The following is a 19765-nucleotide window of genomic DNA, read 5'->3' as shown; positions in this document are numbered from 1 at the left end:
AGGGCTCTTCATGTTGCAGTCGTGGAGGTTGACCCGCGCATCCACCAGCTGATCAGTGCTGAAATCACCGATGAGGGGCACGTCTGCATCTGCTTCGGATCCGCAGAAGACTTTCTCGCCGAAGCCGGCTCTGATCGTTTCGATCTGCTGCTGGACTTGATGCTGCCGGGCATGGACGGCTTGGCTTGCCTGAAACAGCTGCAGCTCCAGGCTGCGTTGAGGGTGGTGATCGTGACGGCACTGAATGACGCCGACAAGAAACACGAAGCTCTGGCGAACGGAGCGGAGGCCTACGTGCTCAAGCCGGATCTGTTCCAACAGCTGCCGCAACTGCTTCAGACGCGTTCGATGGTCTGAGCTTCAGAAGCAAGAGATCGATCGTAATGGTTACTTGCGATGCGGGCTGCTGGTGGTGCTCAAGCATTCCTCAACACCCCCTGACCAGTTCGCGCGCTAAGGCGAGCCCATGCTGAGGCCGGTGCCCCCGGCGGACGCCTGGCCACCCCGGAAGCGCAGTCCTGCCGGGACAGAGCACCGGTGCGACAGGGTTCTTCAAAACGGCTTCGTTCCATGGGAAGCGCCGAGCCACCGCCCCGGAGCAGCTTGCGCTCTTGGGACGTGATCACCCGTTGGCGAACCAGACCATCGAGCGACTGATCAAAACCCTGCGCAGCCGCGACTGGAACCAACATCCAGATCAGCGCGAACCAATCCAGCAAGAAACAAGAAAACTGTGCCAAGAAATCCTATGGATGGGACACCAACTCAGGGCCAGCGGCGCCAGGTTTCAGTCCTTGAACCCTGACGCAACCGCAGCCCTCCATCGCGTTCAAGGCCAGCAATGCTCCAAATCTGACCGTCTTGGGGATGGACGAGCTGATCGGACCAGAGCCTGGCCTGAACGCCATCGAGGCACCAGGCCCCATCGCCTCCAACGCCGTGACAGTGATCGAAGGCCAGCAAAATCTCCGCCGTCCACCGGATCGGATCCGCAGCCTGCTGCCCTTCAAGCCTTCTCAGGGCAATGGCATGGCCAGGAACTGCATTCCGCACATTCAGGCCCAAGCCGATCCGCAGCAAGCGCAGCTGGGAGCCCCGCTGCACCACCCCAGGTAGAAGGCCCGCCAATTTGCGGCCGTTCACGAACAGGTCGTTAGGCCATTTGATCTGAACCGAAAGGCCCCGCTGCTCAAGCCGTTGCACCACCGACATGGCCAGCGCCAAGCCAAGCAAGCCGGCCTGAGCGGACCCTTGGCTCCGCCAAGGCAAGGCAGCACTGATCCAGACACCACCTGGCGGAGAAACCCAGGCGCGCCCCCATTGGCCGACTCCCCGGCGCTGGTGGGTGGCAATGACGGCGCGAGGTCCTATCAATGAAGGCTGATCGCGCAACCAGGTCCCCAGCAGCTCCTCCGTGCTGCTGCACACAGGCACATGACGGATGGACCAGTGGCGTGCCGAGGCACCAGCGAGGCGGCGATACGTCGCCATCAACCGGCCACCACCGAAGTGTGGGAATCGATGTTGCGGCATGCGTGAATCAGTCATCCATCGCATCCGCGAGACGCGATGCGGCGTCCACCAACTCATTCACTGGCCGCACAAGCGCCATGCGCAGCCACTGGCGACCGCCGCTACCAAACCCAGACCCAGGGGTTAAGGCGACACCACTGCGCTGAAGCAGTTCCCTCGCGGCATCTTCATCACTCCACCCCCGACGATGGGCCGCATCAGGCAAGGGGAACCAGAGGTACATCGCCATCTCTGGACAGGGGACCGACCAACCGCGTGCCCTGAGAGTCTCGACCACACGATCCCGTCGTTCGCGATAAGTCGGATGCAGTTGCCGCGGCCAATCGGGGAAGCTTTGCAAGGCCTGAATCGCACCCTGCTGCAGAGCCAGGCTCTGGTTGAAATCGATGACGGCCTTGGCGCGACGCAGGGCGGCAATCAGCGGTGCAGCACCAACTGCAAAACCGAGTCTGAATCCGCCAAGGCACCAACCCTTCGAAAGGGAGAAAAATTCAATGCCGCACTCCCTCCAGTTCGGAGCCTGCAAAAGCGAGGGAGGCTCTCCATCCAGGGCAAGATCCACATAGGGATTGTCGTGGGCGATCACCACGTCGTGCCGAGCTGCGATCGCCGTGATGCGATTGAGATCCTCCTGATCCCCCACCCGGGCTGAAGGGTTGTGGGGATACCCCAAAACGAACAACTTCAGTTGCTTCCAAAGCTGTGGACTGATGGTCTTCAGATCCGGCCGCCAGTCGTTTTCAGGGGAAAGGGCCAGGGCCTTGGTCCGGGCTCCCGCCAGGTGCAATCCACCGATATGGGACGGATAACAGGGGTCCAGATGCAGGGCGGCGTCACCCGGATCAAGCACCGCCAGCGGCAGATGGGCGGTTCCTTCCTGGGATCCCACCAACAACTGGACCTCATGATCAGGATCCACGGCAACGTCGAAGCGATGCCGACACCAGTCCGCGACGGCGGCATGAAAAGGCCTCAGTCCGGCTTGAAGGCAATAGGAGCTGCTGCTGGACTCCATGACCGCTGAGGCCATGGAGTCCAACAACGCCGTGGGAGGCCGAAGATCAGAGGATCCGATGGAGAGATCCACCAGATCCGGACGTACCGAAGAAGACGCCCCAAGCCGATAAGCCTCTTTGGCGGCATCAACACGGGCAAAAACAGCGCTGCCCAGCGAGGCAAGCCGCTTAGAGGTTGGCATCCAGGAAGGACTGCAGCTGCGGTTTGGCGATGGCACCTTCATGCCGCGCCACCACTTCACCGTTGCGGAAGAGGATCAGTGTGGGGATGCCCTGAACCTGATAAGCGTCACGGGTCTGGGGATTGGCATCTACCTCGAGCTTGCCGACACTGACGCAATCGCCGTAGTCGCTCGCCACCCAATCCATTAACGGAGCGATCAGTCGGCAGGGGCCGCACCAGGCAGCCCAGAAATCGACGAGGACCGTGCCGGAAGCCTTGAGGACTTCACGTTCAAAACCAGCGTCGGTGAAATCGGCAACAGCTCCAGCCAAGGCACTCAAATGACTGAACTGATCCTATGGAAAGCCGGACGACTTTCCTGGGTTGATCAGAGCTTGTCGATGGATCGTTTCAAGTCTTCGAGTTCAGCATCCACCTCTTCCACCTGCACGGGCTTCACGGCCTCGGAGGTCTCAGACGCGGGAAGAGCAACGGCTTCCGGGCCTCCCTTCAGCTGAGCGCGCAACGCCTCGAGATCGTCATCAACGCCGCCACCGCTTTCCAAAGCCGCGAACTGACTCTCCAGATCAGATCCAGCCAGCTCAGCCGCAGCCTGGCCGGTGGCCTCCATGGCCTCCACCTTTTCCTCCATCCGCTCGAAGGCCGCCATGGCGGAATCGGTGCCGATGCTGCCGACGGCACTTTGCAACTGCTGCTGGGCCTTGGCTGCCTGGGCCCTGGCCTTGAGCATGTCCTTCTTAGTCTTGGCCTCAGCGATCTTTCCTTCGAGGGCAACCAGGCTCTTCTTGAGAGATTCCACCTGGCCGTCTTGGGCCTGCACCTGAGCTGTCAGAGAAGTCGCCGTCTCCTGGAACGTCTTGCGACGGGTCAATGCTTCCCGAGCCAGGGATTCCTCACCCTTTTTCAACGCCAGCTCAGCACGCTCGTACCAGGTCTTGGATTGAGCTGCAGCCTGCTCAGCCTGACTGGTCAGCCGCTTCTGACTCGCGATCGCCAGGGCGACGGCCTGACGCAACTTGACCAGATCCGCCTGCATGTCGGCGACGGATTGATCGAGAATCTTGGCCGGGTCCTCCATGCTGCTGACGGCAGCGTTGGCGTTAGCACGAACCAGCCTGCTTAGCCGATCAAAGAAACCCATCACTTGGCCTCAGACGCGCTGAGATTAGCGAGGTTCTTGCAGCAATTCTGCCTAGAATCAATCTATGGCGGTTGCACCTGAATCTCAACGTCGTCGCCTTCCGGGCCTGGAGCTTCTCCAGTCAGCTCCGCCAGAGCCGGCGGAACCCTTGAAAACCTGCCTGAGAGCACTTCAGAGGGAGTGGCGCAAGGACGATCATTTGGCAGCGCTATGGCAGGACTGGCCGAGAGTTGCTGGAGCGCAACTGGCACCGCACTGCCGCCCCTTATCGCTGCAACGCGGAGTGCTGACGGTGGGAGCCAGCCATCCCCAATGGCGCCAGGCTCTCCTTTACAACAAGCCCCAACTGATCAGCGCCCTGCACCAAGCCGGCCACGCGGTGCGTGATCTGCGCATTCAGCAACACCATTCCCTCCAATCCCCAGTACTGGAGAGCGAGGCCAGCATTTGGGCCAAGCATCCGAGCCGCACCGATGTCCATGGCATGGGGACATGCCCGGAGTGCGGCCGACCAGCACCCAACGGAGAAGTCAAGCTCTGGGGGCACTGCGGTTTTTGCCATCGCCAGACTTTGTCACCCTCTTAAGGCTCCACAACTCAATACCGCTCCGGCCGCGGCTCCCGCCAGTCGGCATCGATGCCGTCGGCCTTCAGGGTTTGTGCCCGTCGCTCAAGACGACTGCGGTCCAGACGCCACACGTCGTAGATCCCGATCTGTCCCAGCAGCCCAGGCTGCAGGTCGCTCCAATGATCCCGTTCTGCCGTGCCGCGATCGATCAGCAGCAGCACGGTGCTGGATGCAGCCGGGCTCCCGAGGGGATATCCACTCCAGCCGCGTCGCTGTTCATGGGCCAGGCGATCAGCAATGTTGACCAACGCCCTATCGGATTGGCCTTCGTAGAGGATCACCTGACCTGTGTAGAAGTGCAGTGAAGGCTTCATGACGCCAACCATGACCATGGGCTCTCCACTGCGCTGCTGCGACAACATCAGTGAAGCCGCGTCACGCACGGGCTGCTGACGCAGACGATCGGCGAGCTCGGCGATGGGAACCAGAGCCGTGAGATGAAATCCGAGCAGACAGCCCTGCATGGCCAGCAAGGCCTGAGCGGCAGCACGACACTGAAGCAACAGACCAGCTCCAAGCACGGCTGCAGCGCTGATCCAGACCGCAGCCCACTTCAACAGACCGCTGGCGAGCAAATCCACCGACAGCGTCGGCATCTCCGGATCCTTGATAAAGGGAACCCAGAGCGATCCCAGCCAGAACCCAGCGGCCAGGACGGCGATCAAGGCCAGGCAAGTTCCCCAGGCCATCCGTTGCCAGCGCGATGAGCCCACCGTGGCCTGGGCCACTAACAGGGCCGCCGCCGGAGTGGCGGGCAACCAATAACTGGGGAGCTTGGTGGCTGCGGTGGTGAACAGCAGAAGCACCGCCAACAGCCAGCACGCTGCGAATTGATGCAACGAATGCTCCGGAGCGATCCGCGATCGGGGCACCCGCGCTAGCCCAATCAGCAGGTAGGGCGTGAAGGGCAGGGCAGCCACGAGCATCACCGGGCCGAAAAACCACCAGGGCTGAAGGTGATCATTCGCCACGGATGTGAAGCGTTGAAGGTTGTGATAGCCGAAAAAGCTGTCCCAGAAGGGCTGTCCTTCCACCAGCAACTCCAGGACGTACCAGGGAAGGCCGATCAGAGCGGTGAGCAGCAACCCGGGCAGCGGGCGCAGCCGTCGCCAGGGTTGAACAAGATCCCGTCGCAACGCTCCGAACATCAACAGAGCGAGACCTGACAGCACCACAGCGACAGGCCCCTTGGCCAGCACTGCGAATCCGAGGATCACCCAGGCTGGCCACCAGGCCACCTCTTGGGGGGCGGCAAAACGCCTCCACTGCAGCAACAGGCTGAGACCGAGCAGGCCACACAGCAGGGCATCACTCACCGCGGTGCGGCTCCAGACGAGCACCAGCGGCGAGAAAGCAAACGCCAGCGGGGCAATCAAAGCCGTCAAACGCGGACGCGCATCGCCGGAAAACGGCCAGCGCAGCACCGTATCGGCGAGGCCAAGCATCAGCCCGACCGTGGCCAAGGCGGAAGGAAGCCGTGCCGCCCAACTGCCGAGAGGATCCCAAACCTCGCGTCCGGGCCAGGCATAGCCAAACCCCATCAGCCAATACACCAAGGGCGGCTTGTCGTAACGGGGCAAGCCGTTCACCCGAGGCGTCAGCCAGTCGCCGGTGTCAGCCATGGCCCGTCCAGCTGCGGCAAACAACGGCGGAGTTTCATCCACAACGCCGGTGGATCCCAGCCGCCAAAAGGTGATGACGAGTCCCAGGATCAGCACAAGTGCCAGAACCTGGCGTCGCTGGCGTCCTGAAACATTGACCGACAAGGGACCCTCAGCTCCTGCGGTTGATGCTGACATCCCCCATCAGTCCTGTTCGAACCCACGATTCAACACGCTGACTGAAGACCTCACAGGAGGCATGCTCTTCTGCCCAGCTGCGGCAGAGGGAGCGCTCGATGCTGTCGACGCGCCGAAGAGCCTCCGTGAGGGCAGCGACATCGTCGGGGGGCACCAACCAGCCTGTGCGACCCGAACAGATCAGCTCCCCCGGTCCACCACGGTCATAGGCGACGACCGGAACACCACAGGCCAGGGCTTCCACCACAACATTGCCGTAGGCCTCATTCCATTTCGGTGTGTTGATCAGAGCGCGGCAGTTGCCCATCTCTTGCTGCAGCTCCCGGGTCGATCGAAATCCACGCCAGTCGATCGTGCCCTTGGGAACACTCAACTCCACCTGCCGCGCATAGGCGTCGTCCTCACGCAACCCCCAAACCAGAAGATGCTCACCCAGGGCAGCAGCGGCAGCAGCAGCATCCTCCAGCCCCTTTTCCGGAGCGATGCGGCCCGCCCAACCCAGGGGGCCATTGGTCTGCCCTTGAAAGGTGTAGTTGCTGAGATCAAATCCGTTGCCCACAACATTGGGCGGAGAAGGCAGCCGGAAATCAGCGGCCTGGCGGTAGGTGTGAAAAGAAAGGCGACGGGAATCCCAGGCGGCGACGGCTTCGATCACATCGCGCATCACCGCAGCCACATTCCCCATGCTCACGAGATGAAAGAGCCTGGCGCTGACCCGTTGCGTCAGCCACAGCGGCAGCCAGTCGTAGCCACCGTTGATCACCGCGTCGGCGGACTGACCCACATCGAGCGCGGCCTCCCAGAGAGCCGGCAGAAGACCGTTGCGGGGAATTTCGACCGGCGCATGCTCGGCGGCGTGCTGCCAGCTGGACTGGTTCACACCCTCCACCTCCAGCAACTCAACTCCGCTGCAGTCTGCGGGGAGCGTGGAGCCCTTGGCGGCCACAACCGTGAGCCTGTGGCCGCGCCGCACCAACCCCTGCACCAAGGATCGGAGGGTGAGCTCCACACCACCACCCTCGCCACTGCCGAGGGCCCCGATGGGCGTGTTGACGATTACGAGGTGAAGCGGCGACACCATCATGAGGAGGGGTCCTCAAGCGGAAGCGGCTCCCAGAACCGGCGACGTTGACTCACAAATATCACCGACACGAGCACCATCACAACACCGATCCACTGGAGCAGATCAAGGCGCTCTCCCAGCAACCACCCACCGGTGGCTAAGGCAAACACAGGGGTGAGAAATCCGAGGCTGCTGAAACTCGTGAGATCGCGCTGATTGGCGAACCAGAAGAACAATCCGTAGGCGAGGGCGCTTCCGAGCAGACTTGCGTATCCCATGCGCGCCCAGTCCGTTGCCGTCCAGGCCAAGCCGGCATCCGCGCGCTGCAGGGCATGAACCCCTAGCAAGGGAAGTCCCCCCAGCACCATGTGCCAGGCCGTGACGCTGACCGGATCGCTGTGGCGTGAGGCAAAGCGAATCAACACCGTCCCAGCTGCCATGGCGACGGCCGCCAGCAACATCCAGCCCTCCCCGGGCTGAAACAACTGCTGCACCACCGGCGGGTCAGCCAGCAACCACCAATGTCCCAACAGCTCAGCCGGCAGGCCGATGCAGACGATTCCAGCCAAACCAATGGCCAGCCCCATCCAGCCGATGGGATTGATTGACTCCATGAACAACGCGCGTGCCATCAGGGCCACCAACAGAGGTTGGCAATCAATCAGGACGGAACCGAGACCCGCGCCTGTGCCCTCCAATCCCCGCGCCAACAGGCCTTGAAACAAGGTGGCATCCACCAGGGTAAATAGGAGGAACCAAGGCCGATCACGGGAATCGATCGCTAGGCCTCGGCCGGTGAACTGCCCCCAGAGCAGAAGAGCCAAACCGGCGGGCACAAGGCGCAAGCCAGCAACCAGCCAAGGCCCTGCGCTGGCGAGCAATGGCGCCATGGCGGTCATCGCCGTTCCCCAGAGCGCGAAGGGCAACACCATCAGAAACCAGAGTCGCAAAGACGGCATGGATGGGCGCTTGGGTGCTCTTTTTAAGATCTGGAGCGATGCAGATGCGCAACATGATCTGGCCCTGGCGGCGAAAATCCCGACGACGGATGGCGCGCATCGTTGTTGATGGCCCCATCACCGGTGACACGCGGAAGCGGGTGCTCAAAGCGCTGCGTGAGGTGAAGCGAAGGGAATTTCCAGCACTGCTGCTGCGCATTGACAGCCCCGGCGGCACGGTTGGTGACAGCCAGGAAATTCATGCAGCCCTGCTTCGGCTCCGGGAACAGGGCTGTCGCGTGGTGGCGAGCTTCGGCAACATCTCCGCCTCCGGCGGCGTCTACATCGGTGTGGCTGCGGAGAAAATCGTCGCCAATCCCGGCACGATCACCGGTTCCATCGGGGTGATCCTGCGGGGCAACGACCTCTCGCGGGTGTTCGAAAAGATCGGGATTCGCTTCGACACGGTGAAGAGCGGTCCGTTCAAGGACATCCTTTCCCCGGATCGTCCGCTGAGCGATGCCGAACGTGCATTGCTTCAGGAGCTGATCGACAGCAGCTATGGCCAGTTCGTTGGTGTTGTGGCGCGGGGGCGAAACCTTGAGCTGGAGACGGTGAAGTGCTTCGCCGATGGACGAGTGTTCAGCGGAGAACAGGCACAGGCGCTGGGCTTGGTGGATGAACTCGGCGACGAAGACCATGCCCGTCGCCTCGCGGCGCAACTGGCCGATCTCGACGCAGACGACATTCGCCCCGTCACTCTGGGCAAGCAACGCCGCAAACTCAGTGGCTTGCTACCGGGATCCCAACTCCTGCATCAACTGCAGCAGCGACTCTCGATTGAATTGATGGGGAGCGGTCAGGTGCTTTGGCTGTACCGCCCATGACCAGCTCACCCCTTGTTCTAAGAGGCCTGCGCGGGGCCACCACCTGCACGGAGAACAGCACGGAGGCCATCCATTTAGCGGTCAGCGCCTTGATGGACGCCCTTGTCGATCGCAATGGTCTGACCCCCGACCAACTGGTGTCGGTGACCTTCTCGGTCACCGCCGATCTCGACGCCTGTTTCCCGGCGGCCATTGCACGACGGCGGCCCGGCTGGGACACGGTGGCTTTGCTGGATTGCCAGCAAATGGCTGTTAATGGCGACCTCCCCCGCTGCATCCGTGTTCTGGCCCACGCCTGGATCCCACAAGACCAGCAACCCGTGCACCCTTATCAGGGCGACGCGCAGCGGCTCCGTCCAGATAGATCTGGTCACAACTGACAGATCAGCCTCCGACCCCTGAGATCACCGCCCCGTGGTTGGACTCAGGAGAATCCCATCAACAAGATTCTTCCTATGGCCCGTTCCACCATCAGACGCTTGCTTGCTGGAGCCGGCACCGCTGCAGCTCTATTAATGGGCTCAGCACTCACTGGAGCTCCCGAGCAGATCGCCCACGCCCAGGGCACACCGGGGTTGATGGAATTCCGCTGGGACAACGACCGTGACTACCGGAAGCTGTACTACTACCAAAGCTCCAGCATCGAAAACGACCGCTCAGAGTGGTATCTCACACTGCGCGAAAAGGACCGCAAGACCGCGATTCTCAAACTCACCGTCACCGTTCCGGACTACTTCGACTCCAAGCTCAAGCCCCACCGCATGCGCATTTGCCGCACCAGCGTTGGCAGCATGACGAGTCGCAGCAAATGCCTCGAAGAGATCCCGGCGGTGATCGAGGTCAACAAAGACCAAACAGAAATCGTGGTCTTCCCCGACACGCCGCTGCCTTCAGACGGGGACTACTCACTTCACATCAAGCTGTTCAATCCCCAGGGGAAGCGCATGTATCAGTTCAACGCTCTGGTGCAGGCCCCAGGCGATGTGCCGATGTCCGGCTACCGCGGCAGCTGGCTGATCGATGTGGACTGACTGATAAAATCCCAGATTCAGATCGGCCGGTAGCCAGGAGACGTCCATGACCAAGCGCACCCTCGGGGGAACAAACCGCAAGAGGAAGCGCGTCTCGGGTTTCCGTGTACGGATGCGCTCACACACCGGCCGCCGTGTGATCCGCACGCGTCGCAAGCGCGGCCGCGCCCGCCTCGCCGCTTGATGGCGTGGGATGAATCCAGAGGATTCATCCCAGCCTCGACATCCCTAAACAGGATTGGTTGATGGTCCTTCCCGCCTCCATGCGATTGCGCGGGCATCGATGCTTCAACCGTTTGCACCGGTCCTCCAAGCGCCAACACGGAACCTTGATGGTTCTGCGCGTTGCTGCAGGTGATTCCAACTTGCTTCGCCGGGAGTTGCGGGGCATCCAGGAAAAAACCTGCCGCTGCGCCCTGGTGATCAGCAACAAGGTGAGCAAGCGTTCCGTCAAGCGGAACCGGCTCAGGCGACTTCTGCATGACCACCTGCGTCAACGTTTTGAAGAGCGAAACGATTTGGCGGGCCTGTGGTTGCTGATCAGCCTTCGCCCCGAAGCCGCGGAAGCCGAACCCACACAGTTGCTCGAAGAATGCGACAGTCTTCTGAGAAGCGCCGGACTGGATCCATGACCAGCATTCAGGAAGATATCCACTACGACGGTGGACCAGCCCGCGGGGATCTGATCTTCAACATCCTGCTTGGCTTCACGCTGATCGGCCTTCCCTTCACCATCGGAGCCGTTGTTCGGGCCCTTTGGCTGCGCTTCCGCATCACCAGTCGCCGCATCTCGGTGACGGGGGGCTGGATGGGCAAAGACAAAACCCAGGTGGTGTATTCACAGATCAGCGAAGTGCGCACCGTGCCCCGGGGCTTCGGTGCCTGGGGAGACATGGTGTTGGTGCTCAAGGACGGCGCCAGGCTCGAACTGCGCTCGATGCCCCGATTCCGGGAAGTTGAGGCTTACATCCTCGAACGCATCAGCAGCCGTGCGGCGAAAGCCCAAGAGAAAACCACTGAAGGTTTCGCCGCCTGAGTGCAGCTGTTCATGCACACTGGCCTCACAACGTCCCGCCCCCCCCGTTTCTTCAACGTGATCGGATACATCTCCGACAACCTGCTGATTCCAATCCTGGACTTCTTCTATGGGTTGGTTCCGAGCTATGGCCTGGCCATCGTCGCCCTCACCCTTGTGATCCGGATCGCGCTCTACCCCCTGAGCGCAGGATCGATTCGCAGCGCTCGGCGCATGCGCATCGCCCAACCGGTGATTCAGAAACGTCAGGCTGAGATCAAAAGCCGGTACGCCAACAATCCTCAGAAACAGCAGGAGGAACTGGGCAATGTGATGAAGGAATTCGGCAGCCCCCTGGCGGGATGCCTGCCGCTGCTGGTGCAGATGCCGATCCTTTTTGCATTGTTTGCAACCCTGCGTGGATCACCGTTCGCCGACGTCCCTTACACCTTGAACATGAAGGTGTTGCCGGCAGACCAGATCGCTGCCGTTGAACCCAAACCGTTCAACAGCGCCAGCCATTCCATCTTCATCGGCGAAACCGACCATGTGCCGGTGATCGCCAGCCTCCCGCGGGGCACCAAGATCGGAGTTGGCGACAGCGCCACCGTGAACCTTCATACGAAGGACGGCCGCGCCTTCAACGACGTACTCACGGATGTTGAGAACCCTGGACGCTTCGCCCCCACATGGGCAGTGACCAAAGGCGATGACATCGTCAGCGTCAGTGAGGACGGCACGATCACGGCCCTCGCCGCCGGTGATGCCACCGTTGAAGCGAAGATTCCGGGCCTGGCAGCCCGCAGCGGCTTCCTGTTCATCAAAGCCCTGGGCCAGGTCGGCTTCTATGCCGACGGTGCTATCAACTGGGACATCGCAATTCTCGTTGCCGGCTTCGGCATCACCCTGTTCATCTCCCAACTCCTGTCGGGCATGGGCATGCCTGCCAACCCTCAGCAGGCCACGGCCAACAAAATCACTCCGGTGATGATCACGGGGATGTTCTTGTTCTTCCCACTCCCCGCCGGCGTTCTGCTCTACATGCTGATCGCCAACATCTTCCAAGGCCTGCAGACCTTCATCCTCACCAAAGAGGCACTGCCCGACAACCTGCAGAAAATTCTGGATCAGCAAATGGCCCAGAAAACAGTGACGGTCTCTGCTACCTCAGCCGGCTCACGCCTGCCCTTTGAACCGAAGGGCAAGTGATAGAGGCACTGGAGCCTGTTCCCCTCCAGGAGCTCCGGGCCCTCGGCACCGCGAAATTCTGGGAGGTTGAGGGTGAGCTCGATGAGCTCCCCTCGCTCACACCAGTGCGAGGCCATGTTTCCGCAGAGCACCGCGGCAACGTCCTGGCTGTTAAGGGGAAACTCAACACGATCGTGACGCTCTGCTGCGATCGCTGCCTGAATCAGTTCAACCAGAAGCTCAGCTGCACGCCTTCTGAACTGATCTGGCTGGGAGACGAGCAACCGACGGCAGACGAGCTGGAGCTTTCCGGAGAGGTCGCCGAAATGGAAGGTCTGGTGGATGTTCTCGATCCACGCGGTCAATTTGACCCCCAGCAATGGGCCTTCGAACAGCTCAACCTGCTGTTGCCGGTCGTCAACCACTGCGGTGACCACTGCCCAGGGCCACCAGGCCTCCAGCAGCAGCCCGTGATCCCAGACACCAAGGCAAAGGCTGTGGATCCCCGCTGGCAGGCCCTGCAGCAGCTTCAGCAGCAGATCGATCAACCATGAGCAGTGCCACCTGGGGACATCAGATCGACCTTCTGGTGCGCGCGCGCACACCCCTGATCTGGGTGCGGAGCAATGAGGAAGCCCGGGTGGAGAGCCTGCTGGGAGAGGCTGCTCAACGGCTTGCACGCCAGCTGGTCTGCTGGAATTTCATCGATGGGATCAGTGGGCCGGTGAATACCGATGGCCAGGGGAGCCGTCAACCAATGGCCATGCTGCAGTGGCTTCAGCAACGGGATGCGGGCAGCCCAACCCTTCTGCTCGCCAAGGATTTTCATCGTTTCTGCGATGACCCCGGCGTTGCCCGAATGCTGCGCAATCTCGAAGCATCCCTGCGCAGCACCCCGCACAACCTGGTGCTGTGCTGCGGGCAATGGACACCGCCCGGTGATCTGGAAGAGAGCCTCACGCTTCTCGATCTCCCCCTTCCCGACAACAACGACCTGCGCCGGCTGATCAGCAGCATCGGCACCAGCAGCGGCAGCCCCCTGCCAGCTCCTGTCCTGGATGAGCTTGCTCAGGCCTGCAGCGGGCTCAGCGAGATGCGTGTTCGCCAGGTGGCCGCCCGAGCCCTGGCCCGCCGCGGCCAGTTGGGATCTGAGGATCTGCAGGACGTTTTGGACGAAAAACGCCAGACGATTGCCCGCAGTGAGGTGCTTGAGTTCTGTCGCAGCGATGCGGGCACCGAAGCCATCGGAGGCCTCGATGGTCTCAAGACCTGGCTGAACCAACGGCACCGGGCGTTCTCGGAAGATGCACGGCGTTTCGGACTGCCTCTGCCTCGTGGCGTCTTGCTCGTGGGTCCTCAAGGCACAGGCAAATCACTCACGGCCAAGGCCATCGCCCGCAGTTGGTCGATGCCACTGTTGCGGCTGGATGTGGGGCGGCTGTTCGCGGGCTTGGTGGGGGCCAGCGAGGCACGCACCCGCGAGATGATCCAACGGGCTGAAGCCATGGCACCCTGCGTGCTCTGGATCGATGAGATCGATAAGGGCTTCGGCGGGGATGGCCGCAGTGACGGCGGCACAACCCAGCGGGTTCTGGCCAATGTGCTCACCTGGATGGCTGAGAAACAGTCACCGGTATTCGTGGTGGCCACCGCCAACGGCGTTGAGAAGCTGCCACCGGAGCTGCTGCGCAAGGGACGTTTTGATGAGATCTTCATGCTCGATCTGCCCAGCAGCGCTGAGCGCAACAGCATTCTTGAGCTGCATCTGGAACGGAGACGCCCGGGGCTGAAGCTTCCCCTGGACACGGTGGTGAGCAGAAGTGAGGGCTTCTCCGGTGCCGAGCTGGAGCAGACCGTGATCGAAGCGATGCACTTGGCCTTTGCCGACAACCGTGAGTTGACGGAGCCGGATCTGATTGGAGCGGCCTCCCAGCTCATCCCCCTCTCCTGCACCGCCAGCGAACAGCTCGAGCGGCTGAAGCAATGGGCTGCCGGCGGCCGTGCCCGCCCCGCCTCTGTTGCTGCAGGTAACGAAGCCTGACGCGGCGTAACGAACGCCAGCCTTGAGTAAGGCGCTGGCCGGCGCGCTCCCTACGGTCTTCACAACAGCAGGACCACCGTGGAGAGCCGCAACGACATCGCCACTCAGCTCTGCGTGGCCTGCCTTGGTGCCGGCGTAATCACGACCATGGCCGTCGCTCAGGGGCAAAGCCCCCTCACCGCCCTTGGCATCACCCTGTTCTCGGGCATCGCAGCGGTGATGGTCGGCCAGGTGCTCTGAAACGGACTGCCATAGGCTGCCGGCGCTGACGCCCCTGAAACCGTGCTCGATCAGCGCCTTGTGCGTGACAACCCCGAAACGATCGCCCAGCAACTGGGGCGTCGAGGTAAGGCTGTTGATCTCACCAAACTGCAGCTGATTGCCCAGCAGCAGCGCGATCTGGAGCAACAACGCAGCAACCTGCAGGCGGAAGGAAACCGGATCGGCAAGGAAGTCGGCCAACTCATCAAGTCGGGCGCTGATCCCAAAGGCGACGAAGTCGCCGGACTCCGCCAACAGGGGAATGCCATCAAGCAGAAGGTGGCGGTGCTGGAGGAGGAGGAGAAGAAGCTCTCCAGTGAGCTCAAGCAGCAGCTGCTGGGGTTCCCCAACCTCCCTTCAGAGACCTGCCCTGATGGACGCAGCGAAGATGACAACGTTGAAGTGCGTCGCTGGGGAACCCCCCGGGTTGATGACAACCTCGACGAGCACTGGCAGATCGCTGAGCGGTTACAGCTGTTCGACACCGAACGCTCCGTCCGCATCGCGCAGAGCCGTTTCGTCACGCTGATGGGCCAGGGGGCACGGCTGGAGCGTGGCCTGATCAATTTCATGCTCGACCTCCACACGAGCAAGGGCTACCGCGAAGTGCTGCCCCCGGTGCTGGTGAACAGCGCCAGCCTCACCGGATCAGGACAACTGCCCAAGTTTGCCGAGGAAAGCTTCCGTTGCGCTGAGGACGACCTCTGGCTGACACCGACCGCTGAGGTGCCCGTGACCTCCCTGCACCGGGACGAAATCATCCCGGCAGATCAACTGCCCCTGCGCTACGCCGCCTACAGCCCCTGCTTCCGCCGTGAGGCCGGCAGCTACGGCCGCGACACCCGTGGCCTGATCCGCCTGCACCAATTCAACAAGGTGGAGCTGTACTGGTTTGTGCACCCCGATCAGTCCGAAGAGGCGCACCAACAGATCACTGCCGATGCAGAGGCCGTGCTTCAGGCGCTGGAGCTGCCCTATCGGGTCTTGGACCTCTGCACAGCCGACCTCGGCTTTTCCGCCCGCCGGACCTACGACCTTGAGGTGTGGCTGCCGGGAGCAGGGGCCTACCGGGAAATCTCCAGTTGCAGCGTCTGTGGTGATTTCCAGGCGCGACGGTCCTCCATCCGCACCAAGGAAGGCAAGGCCACGAAGTTGGTTCACACCCTGAATGGCAGTGGCCTGGCCGTCGGCAGAACCATGGCGGCCCTGTTGGAGAACGGCCAACAGCCCGACGGCAGCGTCCTGATGCCTAAAGCGCTGGTGCCCTACGTCGGCCGCGAGCGACTCCAGCCAGAATGATCCGACTGGATTCCTGACGGACATATGAACGTGTTGGCCGCCCTTCTGGTCCTCGCCCTGCTGATCGTGGTGCATGAGGCCGGCCATTTCCTCGCTGCCACGTTCCAGGGCATCCGCGTCAGCGGTTTTTCCATTGGCTTTGGCCCGGCCCTGATCAAGAGGCAAAGGCGTGGGGTGACCTACGCCCTGCGGCTGCTGCCCCTGGGTGGTTTCGTCGCCTTCCCTGACGACAATGAGGAGAGCACGATCCCCGCTGATGATCCGGATCTGCTGCGCAACCGGCCCATCCCCCAGCAAGCCCTGGTGGTGGCTGCAGGGGTATTGGCCAACCTGACCTTGGCACTGGTGGTGCTTTTCGCTCAGGCAGCGTTTGTCGGCGTTCCCGCCGCGCCGGATCCGGGGGTCCTGGTGGTGCAGGTGCAACCGGGTGGTGCTGCCGCCCGCTCCGGGCTTCGTGCCGGTGACCAGATCATCAGCCTGAATACCCAACCCCTTGCCGCAGGACAACGGGGCGTTGAAGCGATGGTTCGGGATGTGAAAGCAGCACCCGAGCGAGCCATTCGTGTAGAGCGAAAGCGGGGAGAAGATACGTCCACCCTTGAACTCATCCCCGACGATCAACAGGGCACAGGGAAAATCGGCGCCCAGCTGCAAGCCAACATCAGTGGGGAGATGCGCGCCGTACGCAGTCCCGGTGAACTGGTGCTCACCACAGGCTCGCAATTCAGCCAAATGCTGCAACAAACCGTGCGTGGCTACGCCGGCCTCCTGACCAACTTCCGCGTCACGGCGGGGCAGGTGAGTGGCCCCGTCAAGATCGTTGAGATGGGAGCTCAGCTCAGCCAGCAGGGGGGATCAGGGTTGGTGCTCTTCTCAGCCCTGATCTCAATCAATTTGGCGGTGCTCAATTCACTGCCGCTGCCGCTGCTCGATGGCTGGCAGATGATGATGCTGGCGATTCAATCCGTTCGGGGTCGCCCGGTGTCCGAACGGATCCAAATGGCCTTCGTGCAATCCGGTTTTCTTCTGCTGGTGGGGCTCACGCTTGTGCTGATCGTGCGTGACACCAGCCAGCTGCCGGTGGTCCAGCAATTGATGGGTCGCTAGGAGGGTGATGGCGCCAATGTATCGTTGACGATTCGTTCACTCGCTGTCCTCAGCTGCATGGCCAAGAAGTCGATGATCGCTCGCGATGTGAAGCGCAAGAAAACGGTTGAGCGCTATGCGGCCAAGCGCGCAGCACTGATGGCAGCCTTCAACGCAGCCGAAGATCCGATGGATCGCCTGGAGATCCATCGCAAGATTCAGGCTCTGCCCCGCAACAGCGCACGCATCCGTGTGCGCAACCGCTGCTGGGCCACTGGCAAGCCCCGCGGCGTTTATCGCGATTTCGGTCTCTGCCGTAACCAGCTGCGTGAGCGTGCCCACAAAGGTGAACTGCCCGGCGTGGTCAAGTCCAGCTGGTGATCAGCTTGTCGCCATGGCGTCGTGAGGGGGAGGCTTGACCTCCCCTTTCTTGTGAAGAGCAGCCATGAAATGTCAGACTTGGGATTGACAAAAGGACATAAGACGTCGTGCAAGGACAAACCCAGTCGATCTCCTTTGATGGACGCGAGATTCGACTGACCACCGGGCGCTTCGCCCCTCAGGCGGGAGGATCCGTCTTGGTGGAGTGTGGCGACACCGCCGTGCTTGTGACCGCAACCCGTTCGGGCGGCCGAGATGGCATTGATTTCTTGCCGCTGATCTGCGATTACGAGGAGCGGCTTTATGCAGCTGGCCGCATTCCCGGCAGCTACATGCGTCGTGAGAGCCGCCCCCCCGAACGCGCCACGCTCACGGCCCGACTGATTGACCGCCCGATGCGGCCACTGTTCCCCAGCTGGCTGCGCGACGACCTGCAGGTGGTGGCCACCTGCCTATCCCTTGATGAGCGGGTCCCCGCCGATGTTCTGGCGGTGACGGGCGCATCGATTGCCACGCTGCTCGCTGGCATCCCCTTCAACGGCCCTATGGCAGCCGTGCGGGTGGGTCTGCTTGGGGATGACTTCGTGCTCAACCCGAGTTACCGGGAGATCGAACGGGGTGACCTGGACCTGGTGGTCGCCGGCACACCTGACGGCGTGGTGATGGTCGAGGCCGGCGCCAACCAGCTGCCCGAGCAAGACGTGATCGAGGCGATTGATTTCGGCTACGAAGCGATCTGCGAACTGATCAAGGCACAGGAACAGCTGCTGAAGGATCTGGGCATCACCCAGGTGAAGCCGGAGCAGCCGGACGAAGACAGCACCGTTCCTGCCTATCTGGAGAAGCAGTGCACCAAGGCGATCAGCGCTGTCCTCAGTAAATTTGATCAGAGCAAGGACGAGCGGGACACAGCCCTGGAAACCGTGAAGGGCGAGGTGTCCGAGACCATCGCAGGTCTGAAGGAAGACCATGCCGTTCGCCAAGCCCTGGCAAGCAGCCCGAAACTGCTCGGCAACAGCTTCAAGGCGCTGACCAAGAAGTTGATGCGTCAGCAGATTCTCAAAGACGGCAAGCGTGTGGATGGACGCGGCCTCGACGAGGTTCGCCAGATCAGCGCCATGGCCGGCGTCCTGCCACGCCGGGTGCATGGTTCTGGTCTGTTCCAGCGCGGACTCACCCAGGTGCTCTCAACCGCAACACTGGGCACCCCCAGCGATGCCCAGGAGATGGACGACCTCCATCCCAACACCGAGAAGCTGTACCTGCACCACTACAACTTCCCTCCCTACTCCGTCGGGGAAACGCGGCCAATGCGTTCTCCCGGTCGTCGTGAGATCGGCCATGGCGCCCTGGCCGAACGCGCCATTCTTCCGGTGCTTCCCGAGAAGGACACCTTCCCCTACGTGGTGCGTGTGGTGAGCGAAGTGCTCAGCTCCAATGGCTCCACCTCGATGGGTTCCGTCTGCGGCAGCACCCTGTCGCTGATGGATGCCGGTGTGCCGCTGAAGGCTCCGGTGAGTGGAGCAGCCATGGGTCTGATCAAAGAGGGCGATGAGGTGCGGATCCTCACCGACATCCAAGGCATCGAGGACTTCCTCGGAGACATGGACTTCAAGGTGGCTGGCAGCGAGAAAGGCATCACAGCCCTGCAGATGGACATGAAGATCACCGGCCTCTCGGTGAAGACGGTGGCCGAAGCCGTCAACCAGGCACGTCCGGCAAGGCTCCACATCCTCGAGAAGATGCTCGAGGCGATCGACACCCCTCGGGACAACCTGTCTCCCCATGCCCCACGTCTGCTCAGCTTCCGGATTGATCCTGAGCTGATCGGAACCGTGATTGGCCCCGGTGGACGCACGATCAAGGGCATCACCGAGCGCACCAATACCAAGATCGACATCGAGGACGGCGGCATCGTGACCATCGCTTCCCACGATGGTGCTGCGGCTGAAGAGGCCCAGAAGATCATCGAAGGCCTGACCCGCAAGGTGAACGAGGGCGAGGTGTTCTCCGGTTCGATCACCCGGATCATCCCGATCGGCGCCTTCGTGGAAATCCTTCCTGGCAAGGAAGGCATGATCCACATTTCGCAGCTCTCAGAAGCTCGCGTCGAGAAGGTTGAAGACGTGGTGAAGGTGGGCGACGAGGTGACCGTGCGGGTGCGCGAAATCGACAACCGCGGCCGCATCAATCTCACCCTGCGGGGCGTGCCCCAAGCCGGCGACGCCGCCGAAGTGGAGCCTCAGCCCACCCCGGTGGCACCGCTCAGCTGAT

24 protein-coding genes are annotated in these 19765 nt (G+C 61.9%); 16 read left to right on the top strand and 8 right to left on the bottom strand.

Features of this window, described 5'->3' with window-relative positions; genetic code table 11:
• The first annotated feature begins 21 nt into the window (after positions 1 to 21).
• Positions 22 to 357: a response regulator transcription factor gene (locus Syncc8109_RS02770; RefSeq protein WP_006851625.1), complete on the top strand. Its 336-nt coding sequence runs from the start codon at positions 22 to 24 to the stop codon at positions 355 to 357.
• A 59-nt stretch (positions 358 to 416) separates the two neighbouring features.
• On the opposite strand, the gene Syncc8109_RS02765 is transcribed toward Syncc8109_RS02770, so the two are convergent.
• From Syncc8109_RS02765 to Syncc8109_RS02745, 5 genes are read right to left on the bottom strand one after another with little or no spacing between them, the layout of a single operon-like run.
• On the bottom strand, positions 417 to 740 hold the full coding sequence (locus Syncc8109_RS02765) for a hypothetical protein (RefSeq protein WP_006849571.1): 324 nt from the start codon (positions 738 to 740) through the stop codon (positions 417 to 419).
• 25 nt (positions 741 to 765) lie between these two features.
• Positions 766 to 1533: a biotin--[acetyl-CoA-carboxylase] ligase gene (locus tag Syncc8109_RS02760; protein ID WP_006850522.1), complete on the bottom strand. Its 768-nt coding sequence runs from the start codon at positions 1531 to 1533 to the stop codon at positions 766 to 768.
• Between the two features lie 7 nt (positions 1534 to 1540).
• Positions 1541 to 2731, bottom strand: a complete 1191-nt coding sequence (locus tag Syncc8109_RS02755; protein ID WP_006850914.1) for an aminotransferase class I/II-fold pyridoxal phosphate-dependent enzyme — start codon at positions 2729 to 2731, stop codon at positions 1541 to 1543.
• Positions 2718 to 3044: a thioredoxin gene (gene trxA, locus Syncc8109_RS02750; protein WP_025362123.1), complete on the bottom strand. Its 327-nt coding sequence runs from the start codon at positions 3042 to 3044 to the stop codon at positions 2718 to 2720. Before trxA ends, Syncc8109_RS02755 begins: the two co-directional genes overlap by 14 nt.
• Before the next feature lie 56 nt (positions 3045 to 3100).
• Positions 3101 to 3874, bottom strand: coding sequence for a PspA/IM30 family protein (locus Syncc8109_RS02745; RefSeq protein ID WP_025362122.1), 774 nt, complete (start codon positions 3872 to 3874; stop codon positions 3101 to 3103).
• Between the two features lie 64 nt (positions 3875 to 3938).
• On the opposite strand from Syncc8109_RS02745, the gene Syncc8109_RS11565 reads away from it, so the two are divergent.
• Positions 3939 to 4460, top strand: coding sequence for a DUF721 domain-containing protein (locus tag Syncc8109_RS11565; protein ID WP_071823043.1), 522 nt, complete (start codon positions 3939 to 3941; stop codon positions 4458 to 4460).
• Positions 4461 to 4471: 11 nt separating this feature from the next.
• Here Syncc8109_RS11565 and Syncc8109_RS02735 read toward each other — a convergent pair whose 3' ends face one another.
• From Syncc8109_RS02735 to Syncc8109_RS02725, 3 genes are read right to left on the bottom strand one after another with little or no spacing between them, the layout of a single operon-like run.
• A complete protein-coding gene (locus Syncc8109_RS02735) occupies positions 4472 to 6301 on the bottom strand; it encodes a glycosyltransferase family 39 protein (RefSeq protein WP_006850905.1) in 1830 nt (609 codons plus the stop codon).
• Positions 6276 to 7385, bottom strand: coding sequence for a glycosyltransferase (locus Syncc8109_RS02730; protein WP_006850152.1), 1110 nt, complete (start codon positions 7383 to 7385; stop codon positions 6276 to 6278). Before Syncc8109_RS02730 ends, Syncc8109_RS02735 begins: the two co-directional genes overlap by 26 nt.
• Positions 7382 to 8323 carry a DMT family transporter gene (locus tag Syncc8109_RS02725; RefSeq protein ID WP_025362120.1) on the bottom strand — a complete coding sequence of 314 codons (942 nt, stop codon included), beginning with the start codon at positions 8321 to 8323 and terminating at the stop codon, positions 7382 to 7384. Before Syncc8109_RS02725 ends, Syncc8109_RS02730 begins: the two co-directional genes overlap by 4 nt.
• 53 nt (positions 8324 to 8376) lie before the next feature.
• Here Syncc8109_RS02725 and sppA point away from each other — a divergent pair, with 53 nt between their 5' ends.
• From sppA to Syncc8109_RS02665, 14 genes are all read left to right on the top strand, one after another.
• The gene (sppA, locus tag Syncc8109_RS02720) at positions 8377 to 9189 is read left to right on the top strand and encodes a signal peptide peptidase SppA (RefSeq protein WP_025362119.1); all 813 of its coding nucleotides are present in this window, start codon (positions 8377 to 8379) and stop codon (positions 9187 to 9189) included.
• On the top strand, positions 9186 to 9569 hold the full coding sequence (gene aroH, locus Syncc8109_RS02715) for a chorismate mutase (RefSeq protein ID WP_025362118.1): 384 nt from the start codon (positions 9186 to 9188) through the stop codon (positions 9567 to 9569). The genes sppA and aroH overlap by 4 nt, the downstream gene beginning before the upstream one ends.
• 75 nt (positions 9570 to 9644) lie before the next feature.
• Positions 9645 to 10220 carry a DUF2808 domain-containing protein gene (locus tag Syncc8109_RS02710; RefSeq protein ID WP_006849778.1) on the top strand — a complete coding sequence of 192 codons (576 nt, stop codon included), beginning with the start codon at positions 9645 to 9647 and terminating at the stop codon, positions 10218 to 10220.
• 46 nt (positions 10221 to 10266) lie between these two features.
• On the top strand, positions 10267 to 10404 hold the full coding sequence (gene rpmH / locus Syncc8109_RS11560; RefSeq protein WP_011363584.1) for a 50S ribosomal protein L34: 138 nt from the start codon (positions 10267 to 10269) through the stop codon (positions 10402 to 10404).
• Positions 10405 to 10465: 61 nt separating this feature from the next.
• Positions 10466 to 10852 carry a ribonuclease P protein component gene (locus tag Syncc8109_RS02705; RefSeq protein ID WP_025362117.1) on the top strand — a complete coding sequence of 129 codons (387 nt, stop codon included), beginning with the start codon at positions 10466 to 10468 and terminating at the stop codon, positions 10850 to 10852.
• Positions 10849 to 11256, top strand: coding sequence for a PH domain-containing protein (locus tag Syncc8109_RS02700; RefSeq protein ID WP_006850928.1), 408 nt, complete (start codon positions 10849 to 10851; stop codon positions 11254 to 11256). The genes Syncc8109_RS02705 and Syncc8109_RS02700 overlap by 4 nt, the downstream gene beginning before the upstream one ends.
• A gap of 57 nt (positions 11257 to 11313) precedes the next feature.
• Positions 11314 to 12444 carry a membrane protein insertase YidC gene (gene yidC / locus Syncc8109_RS02695; RefSeq protein ID WP_025362116.1) on the top strand — a complete coding sequence of 377 codons (1131 nt, stop codon included), beginning with the start codon at positions 11314 to 11316 and terminating at the stop codon, positions 12442 to 12444.
• A complete protein-coding gene (locus Syncc8109_RS02690) occupies positions 12441 to 12977 on the top strand; it encodes a DUF177 domain-containing protein (protein ID WP_006850333.1) in 537 nt (178 codons plus the stop codon). Before yidC ends, Syncc8109_RS02690 begins: the two co-directional genes overlap by 4 nt.
• Complete coding sequence (locus tag Syncc8109_RS02685) at positions 12974 to 14464, top strand: AAA family ATPase (RefSeq protein WP_006850001.1); 1491 nt, start codon at positions 12974 to 12976, stop codon at positions 14462 to 14464. Before Syncc8109_RS02690 ends, Syncc8109_RS02685 begins: the two co-directional genes overlap by 4 nt.
• A 78-nt stretch (positions 14465 to 14542) precedes the next feature.
• Entirely contained in the window at positions 14543 to 14704 is a 162-nt protein-coding gene (locus tag Syncc8109_RS12495) for a hypothetical protein (protein WP_006852120.1), read from the top strand.
• Between the two features lie 42 nt (positions 14705 to 14746).
• On the top strand, positions 14747 to 16024 hold the full coding sequence (gene serS / locus Syncc8109_RS02680) for a serine--tRNA ligase (RefSeq protein WP_006850110.1): 1278 nt from the start codon (positions 14747 to 14749) through the stop codon (positions 16022 to 16024).
• Between the two features lie 24 nt (positions 16025 to 16048).
• Positions 16049 to 17131, top strand: a complete 1083-nt coding sequence (gene rseP, locus Syncc8109_RS02675) for an RIP metalloprotease RseP (protein ID WP_006850657.1) — start codon at positions 16049 to 16051, stop codon at positions 17129 to 17131.
• A gap of 57 nt (positions 17132 to 17188) precedes the next feature.
• Positions 17189 to 17491 (top strand): 30S ribosomal protein S14, encoded by a 303-nt coding sequence (gene rpsN / locus Syncc8109_RS02670; protein ID WP_011363576.1) that lies wholly within the window; start codon positions 17189 to 17191, stop codon positions 17489 to 17491.
• A gap of 107 nt (positions 17492 to 17598) precedes the next feature.
• Positions 17599 to 19764 (top strand): polyribonucleotide nucleotidyltransferase, encoded by a 2166-nt coding sequence (locus tag Syncc8109_RS02665; protein ID WP_006851840.1) that lies wholly within the window; start codon positions 17599 to 17601, stop codon positions 19762 to 19764.
• Position 19765: the final 1 nt, after the last annotated feature.

The organism is Synechococcus sp. WH 8109 (genome assembly GCF_000161795.2).
Taxonomy (GTDB): Bacteria; Cyanobacteriota; Cyanobacteriia; order PCC-6307; family Cyanobiaceae; genus Parasynechococcus.
Note: the sequence above shows the minus strand (reverse complement) of the source record. Positions and strands in the feature narration are given on the sequence as shown.

Excerpts from the sequence above, each read along its gene's own strand:
- Syncc8109_RS02760 (WP_006850522.1), bottom strand. The coding sequence starts at position 1,533 with ATGCCGCAACATCGATTCCCACACTTCGGTGGTGGCCGGTTGATGGCG.
- Syncc8109_RS02755 (WP_006850914.1), bottom strand. The coding sequence starts at position 2,731 with ATGCCAACCTCTAAGCGGCTTGCCTCGCTGGGCAGCGCTGTTTTTGCC.
- Syncc8109_RS02745 (WP_025362122.1), bottom strand. The coding sequence starts at position 3,874 with ATGGGTTTCTTTGATCGGCTAAGCAGGCTGGTTCGTGCTAACGCCAAC.
- Syncc8109_RS11565 (WP_071823043.1), top strand. The coding sequence starts at position 3,939 with ATGGCGGTTGCACCTGAATCTCAACGTCGTCGCCTTCCGGGCCTGGAG.
- Syncc8109_RS02735 (WP_006850905.1), bottom strand. The coding sequence starts at position 6,301 with ATGTCAGCATCAACCGCAGGAGCTGAGGGTCCCTTGTCGGTCAATGTT.
- Syncc8109_RS02730 (WP_006850152.1), bottom strand. The coding sequence starts at position 7,385 with ATGATGGTGTCGCCGCTTCACCTCGTAATCGTCAACACGCCCATCGGG.
- Syncc8109_RS02725 (WP_025362120.1), bottom strand. The coding sequence starts at position 8,323 with ATGCCGTCTTTGCGACTCTGGTTTCTGATGGTGTTGCCCTTCGCGCTC.
- sppA (WP_025362119.1), top strand. The coding sequence starts at position 8,377 with ATGATCTGGCCCTGGCGGCGAAAATCCCGACGACGGATGGCGCGCATC.
- aroH (WP_025362118.1), top strand. The coding sequence starts at position 9,186 with ATGACCAGCTCACCCCTTGTTCTAAGAGGCCTGCGCGGGGCCACCACC.
- Syncc8109_RS02710 (WP_006849778.1), top strand. The coding sequence starts at position 9,645 with ATGGCCCGTTCCACCATCAGACGCTTGCTTGCTGGAGCCGGCACCGCT.
- rpmH (WP_011363584.1), top strand. The coding sequence starts at position 10,267 with ATGACCAAGCGCACCCTCGGGGGAACAAACCGCAAGAGGAAGCGCGTC.
- Syncc8109_RS02705 (WP_025362117.1), top strand. The coding sequence starts at position 10,466 with ATGGTCCTTCCCGCCTCCATGCGATTGCGCGGGCATCGATGCTTCAAC.
- Syncc8109_RS02700 (WP_006850928.1), top strand. The coding sequence starts at position 10,849 with ATGACCAGCATTCAGGAAGATATCCACTACGACGGTGGACCAGCCCGC.
- Syncc8109_RS02685 (WP_006850001.1), top strand. The coding sequence starts at position 12,974 with ATGAGCAGTGCCACCTGGGGACATCAGATCGACCTTCTGGTGCGCGCG.
- rseP (WP_006850657.1), top strand. The coding sequence starts at position 16,049 with ATGAACGTGTTGGCCGCCCTTCTGGTCCTCGCCCTGCTGATCGTGGTG.
- rpsN (WP_011363576.1), top strand. The coding sequence starts at position 17,189 with ATGGCCAAGAAGTCGATGATCGCTCGCGATGTGAAGCGCAAGAAAACG.